This window comes from Nostoc flagelliforme FACHB-838, from assembly GCF_014698065.1.
In the GTDB taxonomy this organism is placed as follows: domain Bacteria; phylum Cyanobacteriota; class Cyanobacteriia; order Cyanobacteriales; family Nostocaceae; genus Nostoc; species Nostoc flagelliforme_B.
Genome location: NZ_JACJSI010000203.1, coordinates 1 through 10,636, shown reverse-complemented (window position 1 = coordinate 10,636; position 10,636 = coordinate 1). Strand labels below are relative to the sequence as shown.

General features: G+C 35.9%; 7 protein-coding genes and 2 pseudogenes. 2 read left to right on the top strand and 7 right to left on the bottom strand.

The window, feature by feature from the left end:
• Positions 1-144 precede the first annotated feature (144 nt).
• The 4 genes from H6G97_RS37200 to H6G97_RS37185 form a co-directional block, all read right to left on the bottom strand.
• A complete protein-coding gene (locus tag H6G97_RS37200) occupies positions 145-1,539 on the bottom strand; it encodes a response regulator (protein ID WP_190945729.1) in 1,395 nt (464 codons plus the stop codon).
• Between the two features lie 42 nt (positions 1,540-1,581).
• On the bottom strand, positions 1,582-4,416 hold the full coding sequence (locus H6G97_RS37195; RefSeq protein WP_190945728.1) for a hybrid sensor histidine kinase/response regulator: 2,835 nt from the start codon (positions 4,414-4,416) through the stop codon (positions 1,582-1,584).
• A 127-nt stretch (positions 4,417-4,543) separates the two neighbouring features.
• Positions 4,544-5,170, bottom strand: a complete 627-nt coding sequence (locus tag H6G97_RS37190) for a hypothetical protein (protein ID WP_190945727.1) — start codon at positions 5,168-5,170, stop codon at positions 4,544-4,546.
• Positions 5,171-5,283: 113 nt separating this feature from the next.
• Positions 5,284-6,153: a hypothetical protein gene (locus H6G97_RS37185; RefSeq protein WP_190945726.1), complete on the bottom strand. Its 870-nt coding sequence runs from the start codon at positions 6,151-6,153 to the stop codon at positions 5,284-5,286.
• Between the two features lie 319 nt (positions 6,154-6,472).
• Here H6G97_RS37185 and H6G97_RS37180 point away from each other — a divergent pair, with 319 nt between their 5' ends.
• Both H6G97_RS37180 and H6G97_RS37175 read left to right on the top strand, forming a co-directional pair.
• On the top strand, positions 6,473-6,709 hold the full coding sequence (locus H6G97_RS37180) for a hypothetical protein (RefSeq protein ID WP_190945725.1): 237 nt from the start codon (positions 6,473-6,475) through the stop codon (positions 6,707-6,709).
• A 33-nt stretch (positions 6,710-6,742) separates the two neighbouring features.
• Positions 6,743-7,072, top strand: a complete 330-nt coding sequence (locus tag H6G97_RS37175; protein WP_190945724.1) for a hypothetical protein — start codon at positions 6,743-6,745, stop codon at positions 7,070-7,072.
• A 64-nt stretch (positions 7,073-7,136) separates the two neighbouring features.
• On the opposite strand, the gene H6G97_RS37170 is transcribed toward H6G97_RS37175, so the two are convergent.
• The 3 genes and pseudogenes from H6G97_RS37170 to H6G97_RS53580 form a co-directional block, all read right to left on the bottom strand.
• Positions 7,137-9,857 (bottom strand): dynamin family protein, encoded by a 2,721-nt coding sequence (locus H6G97_RS37170; RefSeq protein ID WP_190945723.1) that lies wholly within the window; start codon positions 9,855-9,857, stop codon positions 7,137-7,139.
• Positions 9,858-10,264: 407 nt separating this feature from the next.
• A pseudogene (locus tag H6G97_RS56210) lies at positions 10,265-10,419 on the bottom strand (transposase); the annotation flags it as partial.
• 107 nt (positions 10,420-10,526) lie between these two features.
• Positions 10,527-10,636: pseudogene (locus tag H6G97_RS53580) on the bottom strand (IS630 family transposase); the annotation flags it as partial.

Below are 10,636 nucleotides of genomic sequence, written 5' to 3'. Positions count from 1 at the left end.
ATCAAGCTCGTTACATTGGTACTCGCAAAAATCTATTTGACCTCCGCCGTACCGCAGTCGTCCATAATCTTCATGTCCTTGCCAAAATTTTTACTAACACTACTGAGCAGTCTGCTACTTAATTCTGATTACTGAATCGGTGTTCTAGCTGATGCGATGAATGTGTGGCATTTGAATAGGGATTTCAATTACAAATTCTGCTCCTTTCCTGGGAGCGGAAATACATTGCAGCGATCCATGATGTAGTTCGGTTACAATCTGATGGCTGATTGACATTCCTAACCCTGTACCTTTACCGGCGGGCTTAGTTGTAAAGAAAGGGTCAAACACTCGTTTTTGAATATTTTCCGGTATTCCTAAGCCATTGTCAGCAATTTTAATTGCAATACGATCGCTTCCTTGAACCTTTGTATTAATCCAAATCATAGGCGATTGGATACAACTGTGAAGATTCTCCATACCCTCTCTTATGGCATCAATTGCATTGCTGAGAATATTCATAAAAACCTGATTCATTTTCCCCGGATAACATTCTACTTTAGGTAAAGAGCCATATTCTTTGACTACCTGAATTTCCCGCTGATCTGGTGTTGGCTTCAAATGCCTGTGGAGAATCATAAGTGTGCTTTCTAGACCTTCGTGAATATCTACTAATTTGACTTCAGCTTCGTCATGGCGGCAAAAGTTACGGAAAGAGTTAACAATACCAGAAATCCGTTCAGTTCCAATTTCCATAGAGAAAAGGATTTTAGGCAGGTCTTCGAGCAAATATTGTATATCTATTTCCTTTGCTTTAGCTATAATTTCTGGGGTAGCATGGGGAAACTGATTTTGATAAAGCTTTAATAGTTCTACCAAGCTTTGAGCGTAGTCATTGACATGAAAAAGATTAGCGTGTATAAAGTTTACCGGATTGTTAATTTCATGAGCTAAACCCGCAGCTAGCTGACCTAGTGTGGCTAACTTTTCTGTCTGCACAAGCTGAACTTGAGTTTTTTGTAGTTTGTACAGAGCTTTAGAAAGTTCCTGAGTTCGTTCTATTACCCTATGTTCTAATTCCTGAGTTAGCTTCTGTAAAGCTGTTTCCGCAATAGTACGTTCTATAATTTCCTGTTTTAGACGAATATTTTGCTCATCTAACGCTAAGTTCAAGTAATTTCGCAACTTGATATGGATTTGGATACGCGCTAACACCTCTGCTTTCTGAAAGGGCTTGGTAATATAATCTACAGCACCTAAAGAAAGACCTTTAACCTTATCTACCATATCGTTAAGAGCAGTCATAAAAATGATTGGAATATCTTTTGTAAGTGGATTCTGCTTAAGTTGGTAACAGGTTTCAAATCCATCAATTCCTACCATCATGATATCCAATAAGATTAAGTCTGGTGGATCGTATTCAACTTGCTCAATAGCGCTTTCCCCACTGGTTGCGACTGCGACTTCAAAGCCAGCGTCAGTCAGAGCGTCTGAAAGTACTTCTAGGTTTGTAGGGGTATCATCTACAATCAAGACTAAATTTGTTTCTGAAGTATTCACCAATATTTACCTAAAAACTACTAAACTTTTTTTAATCAATATTTATAAGTAGCTAGATTTAAACATTTCATTTATAAAATCTTTAATTTCTTTTGTTTTAAAATTTTGAGCTAAGTGATTAAGATATTGAACAAAGGCAGCGTACTTTTCATCCATTTGTTCTATTTTTTCTAAGTGTTTATGAATGGCTTTTATCCTACCTCTTAAAGCTAATTGTTTTAAACAAATCAATTCCTCGATTGGTGGAGGAATAATTTTTGCTTGATTTGATTTGCTAATTTTCATAATATTAGCAGAAGTCAGCGTACTTAGATTATTATCTTCATAAATCCATTCCATTTCTAAGTGTTTCTCTAACTTGTTTAGCAGTTCAGATAATTGCACAGGTTTCGGAAGGAAATCATCTGCACCAGCATCTAAGCTTTTTTGTTTATCGTAACCAAATACACTTGCTGAGGAAACTACAACTTTGAGATTCGGAAATTTTAGCAAGTTCCGCAAACGGTATAACATCTCATATCCATTTATTAAAGGCATATCAATACCAGTAATAATTAAATCAGGTTCAAACTCAATCACTTTTGCTAAAACGTCTTGACCATTTTCTGCCTCTGCCAATTCAAAACCGAATAACTTCAACAGATTCACAAATATAGAGCGATTTACCGAAATATTATCCACAACCAAAATTTTTCGTTTTTTACCCTTATAACCAATAATGCTTCTCTTTGGTAACTTTTTAGATACGCTTATCCATTGTTTTGATTTTACTATTTCTAACTCAAACCAAAAGATACTACCTTTGCCTATTTGACTTTGCACTGCCAAATTTCCACCCATTATGGCAATAATTTTCTGACTAATAGCCAATCCCAACCCAGTTCCTTCGGATTGCTTTTTAATGCTACCAACCTGTTCAAATGGTAAAAATATTTTTTTTAATTCTTCAGTGTCTATACCTACACCAGTATCTTGTACTTGAAAGCGGACTTTATAAGTTGTTGAATTAGCTAGTGTCTTTATATAATTAATCAACTTATTTTTAGGAAAAGTTACTTGTACCTTAAAAATTACTCTTCCAGTATCAGTAAATTTGATAGCATTACTTAACAAATTAATCAAAACTTGCCGTAATCGTTTTTCGTCTGCTTCAATATAAATTGGCAAATATGGATCGAATTGATACACAAATTCAATATTCTTTTGTTCAGCTTTTATTTGACATATTTCACAAACAACTTGAAGAAAGGAAGGAAAATGAAATTGCGTAGGATGTAATTCTAATTTTTGAGCTTCTATTTTAGAAAGATCGAGAATATCGTTAATCAAAGTTAGTAGATGGGAGCTACATTGGTGAATAATATTAAGACCTTTGCGCTCTTTTTCTGTTAGATTATTTGAGCCTTGAAGAATTTGAACATAACCTAGAATGCCATTAAGGGGTGTACGTAGTTCGTGGCTCATATTAGCTAAAAATTCGCTTTTAGCATTGTTGGCACTATCAGCATTTTCCCTTGCTTGCTTGAGTTTTTTTGTGCGGTCTTCAACTCGAGCTTCTAGTTCTTCATTAGCATTAGCTAATGCAGTAAAAGATTCATGCAACTGCTGTGCCATACAATTGAAAGAGTGGAAAAGAATACTGAGTTCTGTAACAGAGCAATCTTCCATTTTCTGGTTTATTTTACCATCAGCAATTGCCTTAGAAACTTGATTTAATCGGAGAATGGGTTGGGTAATCCAACGAGATGTATATAACCCCAAAATAATTGCCAGCATTAAAGCTAACAGACATAGCAGAATGGTTATACGAGTATTGGCATGAATCTGAGCCATAAAGTCTGCTTCAGGCACCACAACTACCATTAGCCAGTTTAATCCCCGCTCATCTCGCCAAGGAGTAATTTGAACAAACTGGCGCTTACCATTAAGCAGAAAATCAATTTGCTCAACCTGACGAATTTGACTAAGTTTACCAAAGCGTTCAATCAAATGTTTTGCAGTTGCTTGAATTAGAGGGTCTTTGCTATCAGATATAGACAAGCGTTGGGGTTTTTGATTTTTGACCGTGAATGGTTGTTCATCACTAGAATTAGCGATCAATAGACTATTCTGTTCAATAATGAAGGTTTTTCCTGATGAACTAATTTTTAATTGGCGCAAGAACTCACTAATTTGTGAAAGGCGTTGTTCTACAGCAATTACAGCAACCAGATTTTTATTGGAGTCATAGATAGGATGACTAGCTGCAATAGATAAGCTAAATGGCGGTACTAACCAGTTATAAACTGGACTCCAAACTGATTGGCGTTGTTTTGCCGCCTCTGCGTACCACCCCTCCTTCTTGGCAATAAATTCTCCATTATCTTGAATAATCTTGGTGCGTTTACCTTTGCTATCAGTTGCCCAACTATATAAATGAGTACTGCCATTATAATTTTCTGGGGATAATTCATCAATGGTAATGCGCTCATCCCCAAAAAGATGTCCAACGGCGATATAATCACCTGTTTGAAAACCAAGGAGAATGTAGCCGACATCAGATGATTTCAGCCGCCTCCAAAAAAATTCTCCGATTTGTTGTTTGTTTTGTAAATCTAACAAGCCCATATCTATTACATCTGAGCTAAACACAACAATATCATGAGGAACTTTTATATAACTATCTAAATGTTGATCTATGCGTTCGCTTACTTCACTCAGCAATTGGCTTGCTAATTCATTAACAGCTTTTTGCCCATTCCGTAACGACAAATATCCTGTCAACCCTACTGCTGTAAGAATTTGCAGCACAAAAGGGAGAACAAGAATGAAGCGTAATGAAATTTTCTTCGATTTACTGTCTCGATAAATTAGCCTAGGAAGCAGCTTTGATGACATACTCTAATTTGTTACTTTATTTACATTTTTATGGCTTTCTAGCTATAGGATTCCCAAATTGAGTTTGAAGTTTATATTGTGAAAATATTGATTAACTACTTGGAGAGCGTGCTTAGGGGAAAAAGTTTTAACTCTTGTGAATTTTTCTTTTGCTGCGTTGTTTGCCAGAGGTTGTTTGCCTTCGGATTATTTTGGGACGCAGAAGAAATATAACGATAGTAGCAGTTGAGCAAAATAAGTAGAGTGGATAAGCTGAGAGCACAAAAGACCAATTTTGGAGGGCAACCAGGTTAAGTGTATGTGCTGACAGAAATATTGTCCAACTGAAAGGATCTTCTGTATATGGTTGATAATAAGATTTCCTGATTGTAGGTAATGCCCCTAGAAAATCAATGCAGATATTGATCGCCAAAGCAATTGTAGGAGAGCTAAACTGCCACCAGAGTACAAGACTAATACCAGCACTTAATAGACACCCTCGGTCAAAGTTATTCCAACCACCCTCACCATATTTCAGCGCCAGAATAGCAATAATTAAATGACCAACGGCTGAACAAACTGGAACCCATATTGTGTTCACAGCGCCAGAGGAATAATAGCTAAAGCAAAGGATGAAACCAACGAGCGCCCAAATCGACCAAGTTATTCGGTTTGGTCGAGTTTTTTTTTGATAAATACTAGTTAGATAGGGTATAAAAACTAACAACAAAAAGAAACCTGCACTTAGACCAATTACCTCTTGCCAAGTAAACATTATTTTTGATGAATTTCTACGTCAGTTTATGAATAAGTAGTAGATGCAGCACCAGAGAAGGTTTAATTCAACATAAAAACAAATTAGTATATGTACCCTAGAGCGATCATCAGTTATAGAGAAACTATCTGTGAAGCCTCAATCAGTTGCAGACATTCACGATAAATTTCCCTGAATAAGGATTGTTGTATGTATACAAATGCTTGATAACCTTCCAATACCCACTGCAAAATTTGTTGTTCTGATTCAGGCCGATAGCGAACTACCATATTCAGAGCTTCTAAAACATGGTCAAAATGCCTAGCTTCTGCACCAGAACCTTCATGTTTGCCGTGGATGACAACATAACACCAGGGATCATAGCGATGACCTCGAATTGGGACAGGAGTAGTTTGTTGTTTAAGATAGCGGTCAAATCCAAATTCTTGGTTTTCATAACGGACAATCATATCAAGCAGGGCATATTCGCGATCTCCCAACATTTCCGAAGCTGCATGAAATCCGATTGAGCGGATTAAGGAAATTGCATTATCAGGCGTTCCCTGGTAGCCAGCCATCACAGCTTGTACAATCTCATCTAGCCAAAGCGGAACCTGTGAAAATTGGTTGCGTTCTTTAGTAGAAAGTTTTGCATAGTTTCCTGCTGTCCTGAGCATCAATTGAGCTAATTCGCGATGTGTAATACCATAAGCCCCCTCATCGGATGCTGCAACCATAATTTCAGCAGAAATTTGGAATCCTCGATCTGCCTCTTCAGTCACCAAGATTTCAGGGTCGGTAAACAAATAACGAGACATAGCAACAGAACTTACCAGTCGAGAAATAACAGAAGACGCATAGCCATTGAAGTAAATATAATACTGTAAAAATATATACAACGCAATCGGGTTGCTTACAGCCAGGCGAATCGTAGCAGTTACTATCTGCTCCAACTCGGAGAAATCAAATGCTTCCTTAAAGAGAGCTTCAGAGAAAACTTTCATAAGTTAAAATAATTGAATACTATAATCAAGAGTTTACCAACTTTGGTATGATGCAAATTTTCTTGTAGAACTACTGTAGTTTTTCAATAATTTTATTTACATCAGTGAAATTACGGCTTTAAATTAAAACAGCCAATTTTAGTACTTACTTGTTAAAAATAACGGAACGAAAACAATCGTTTTAAAGATGAACAGGGGAACCAAATATAAAGAGCAGTAAACAAAAAGGTTTCAAAACGGGGCATAAAGGCAGGGCAATTAATTTTTAAGTAACAGTTAGGCTTGAAAAACTAGCTGTTACAAAGTAAAAATATGTTATTTGAATTCACACCTACTAATACAATTACAAGATTTTAGTCAGAGAAATGCCGAAATTGCTGAGGTACGGAGTATGTTGTTAAAGGCATTAGCAAACTATACTAATCCTCGCCTATTGGAAGAAATCTCTGCACCAGGACGACTCCGCACATTTGAATGTACTTGGGCTATTGAACAAGCAATTGCTACCACATACCAAGTGCAGAATGAAATGTCTGCTGTTAGCGATTGCCTATAGCATCTTTGCGACAAAATTAGCGAACAGACCTGCATGGTAATTGACAGTTGCCAGTCATACGACGAGCTTGATTTTATCTTTCCTGAAATCAGCCGTTTTCGCAACCATGACTTTGCTATCTTAGAGATTTGGCAGGCACAAGTTGATTGGATGCGGTCACTTTTAAAAAGTGAAATAGAACTTTTAGTTAACAGCGATTTCAGCGCTTCAGAACCTGTCCATACTTTTTATATCAATCAAGCAACAGTCTTGACAGTACCGCCCGAACAGCTAGCATACAAATTTATCTTCATTTTGGCAATTTTACTGCCGTCGATTTGCCATTGGTCATTAGTATTGTTTTGGTATCATGTTGTCTTTTAATAATTATTTTATTAATTCTCTCTGAGTAGCAGAGTCCAATATCTGTATTTATTCTATTTTGGACTTAGCTTAGTTCTTGACACTGTTGTACAATTAAATTTTTAGATATATTATATTTTATTAGCGCTTCTTGTTCGGTTTTCTCCTGCTGTTGTAAAAGTCCTTCGTAAAGTGATATAGCTTGCTCGATAAGTCGATTTCCTGATTCAACTTTACTATCAAAAATTGCGTCAAAATTTTCATATAACTTTTTATAAACTACATCAATGGATTCCTCAAAATTTTCAAGACCTATTTCTAAAACTTTCATTTTGATTGAATTATAGAATTCCTCGTTATCCACACTGTCTAATCCAAAGTTACTAGCAATCATAGCAGTAACCTTAGCAACGAAGGCTGCTATAAAACCAAAATCAATTCCGATAGATTGTTCTAATTTTACTACTAGAGCATTCCTAATACTAATACTACTAAACTTCATAAAATCACTAGTTATATCACGGCTTAAAAGTTCGATTTCTTTACTAAATGAAGTGTCTAGTCTTATACCTAATTGCTGACAATTTGCTTGAATTAGATTTAATTCATGTTTAATATTTGCCTCTAAAATTTGTAAACTTTCTCGTAATATTATATTATTAAACTGATTAGTATTCCATTCATTAATCTCATCTAATAAGTCTTTTATAAAGCACTGACTATACTCTAAAATTAATTTTTTGTTGTTCCCAATTGGATTATGTTTAAAATACCAATTATCGCTTCTTGATACCATACGTTCAGTTAAATCCTCGCACCACTCATTCCAAGAAATATTCGCTTTTTCAAGTGCTTGATCCATAAGTTCAACTGCTAACATACATATTTTTACATCACGTCCACTGGCTTCTCCAATTTGCTCTAAAATTTTCTGTTTTTCAGTTTGATTAATTTCTATATTACTTTTTAAGATGTAGTCACTTTTCTCCAGTGTATTGATAGTTTTTTCAATCAATCTATTAGCTTTATTGACTGCTCGTTCAATTTTTAATGCTCCGCATTCAAACACTAAAAAGCTTTCTAGTGATTTAGTAAAACTATCAAAAGCTTTTCGATACTCATCCTCGTATCCGTTTAAAATTGCATCAAGGGCAGCTTGTCCCGAAATAAAATGAACACGGTTTTTATCTGTAATTATCGGATTATCGCCTTGAACAAAATTAAAAATCCTCTGTTTAACTTGTTCGTAACCTTTTTCTGTACGTACTAAATCCATAAAATTCCCCACAATAAATAAGTTATTTGCAGGTTTGTAATTTTTACCATCGTTCAGTTTGATTCTCAATTCATGTAACAAGTTGCGCTCACCTTGCGTTAATGAACGCGAGGCATTAGTAATAAAAATAGCGGCATCAATATCTTGGAGTAACTTTTGAGTAACAACTGTGAGTTCAGGATGTTCGTTCAATCCAGGTGAATCAATAATCTCTACACCGCTACTGCATAATTCTAAATCTGGGTGTTCAAAAATAATTTCTTCAATCTCAGAGTTTAGCAGATCATCGCTTAGACAACCAATTGCCGCATCTTCAGAAATGCTTGCTTTTTGTTGGTACTCATCAAATTGAATTTCTTCTTCACTTCCATCTTTATAACGACAAACTATTCGTTTTCGCATCCCGTACTTTAAAATTGTTACTGTAGCAGTACAGGGAATTTCTCGTGTCGGTTGAATTTCTTCACCAAGTAGAGCATTGAGCAGAGTAGATTTTCCTTGGCTAAATTCGCCCACAATTGCTAATCGAAACTGCTTTAATTGAAGATTTTTTGTGAATGTACTAACTTCATCAATTAAATCTTTAGGTACAAAATTACTTTCATAACAGGCTTGAACTATTTGGTAAATCTGCTGGCAATAATTATCTAACTGCTTACTAAGCTCCTGAACTTTTTTTAACCCTTCGTAGGATACAGATACACGCGGCTCAGTTATTCTAGTTTGAGCAGGTAGAAGCGGCACTTTCTCAGGGAAGTTAGAGGGCAGGAGGCAGGTCGCGCAGCCTGTCGTAGAAAAGGCAGAAGAGAATTCTGACTCCTGCACTCTGACCGTGACCAAAGGTAACAAGGATTTAAGACCCCTATTAAACTCTTGTTTAGTAGCTCCAAGACAGGAGGGGTTTGAATCCCCTTCTGTCTTGTCTACAACACGCTGCGCGATCTGCTTTCTGCCTTCTTCAACGCCAGGCTCCTTAACAAACACAGTATTTTGTCCTTGAAAAAGTTCCGGATCTAGTAGCATATATACCTCATTTAAAACTGCTTGATCAAAATGTTTTTCAGGTTTAAATGCAGCTGCTAAAACTAGTAAATGTTGCGGTTTAACATCCAAATACTTGGCTAAAACTTCCAAATACTCTTGCTCATGGCAGTTAACCTTGCCAGTGACTGCCGCCATTTCGTAACCAAAGCCAATCACTAATAGTCGTTCTGATTGCGTAAGGGGATTTATCAAAGTTAGTACTTCATTAAAATTTGAATAAAGCTGACTTTCTTTAATTCCTTTAATCATTAAATGTGTTAGCCGACGTACATCACTTTTTGGTGTACTAAAGCGATACAACATTGTTAGCAGCCTTTGTTTTTCTTCCTCTGTAACTATGCCATCAGCAAATATCACTCCCAGCAATACTGTAATCAAATTAGCTAGGAATATCACTGGTGGCGTAGTATCCATTTGAGTGAGCTTTTGTCCCATAATACGTGATAATAAGTCAACTAAGCGATCCCCAATTAATAATGTATTCATAATGATTTAATGATTGTTTATTTGTTAGGCTTTCGGAGCTTATTTAGTCAAAACCTATTTATCTATTCAGTGTATAAGCTGATTGACAATCTTGCTTAAATTTGTAAGCAATAATCTTACTAGATTTGACACTTAACATTTTTATAATTAGCAAACTTTTAGCATAAGAGGATATCATTTTTTGATTTTCATTCAAAGTCTAATCAACGTTTGTAACTAAAACTTGCTATTTTAATTTATTTTTTAATACAAAAAGCATATTGCTATTATTAAGCTTACCTCTGTAACCGTGCTATTACGGAATTTATTAATTGGGTACTAAAAAATTATCAGTATAAATACCCTAAGCAAACCTATTCCAATACAGTTCCTCAGAGGTTGTTTGAAAAGTTTTTAGGAGTAAAAAACTATGCTAATCGCTTCACCATGATACGGATCATGGCAAGATAAATAAAAGTCTCTGATGTTTCGGGCAATAACATAATCTCGAACCAATCGCTGGCATCCTATCAGCTTTACCGTAAGTTCGCTCAACAACCCAGCGTTTTTTGAGCAAGACAAAACGTGCGTATCTAGCGGTTGGGGGAGGAAAAGTGGAATTAGGAAATAGGCGATTAAAGCGTCCATTGACCCAAGCCAAACGCAGATGTATAGCAACAGACAAGACGGTTAGGACGCTAGGCGAAGTACATATTCCATAGCATCCCTGATACAGTCAAATTGAATAAGTTGTTGACGAATTCGACTCTTCAACCATGACCAACATCGCTCAATTTTGT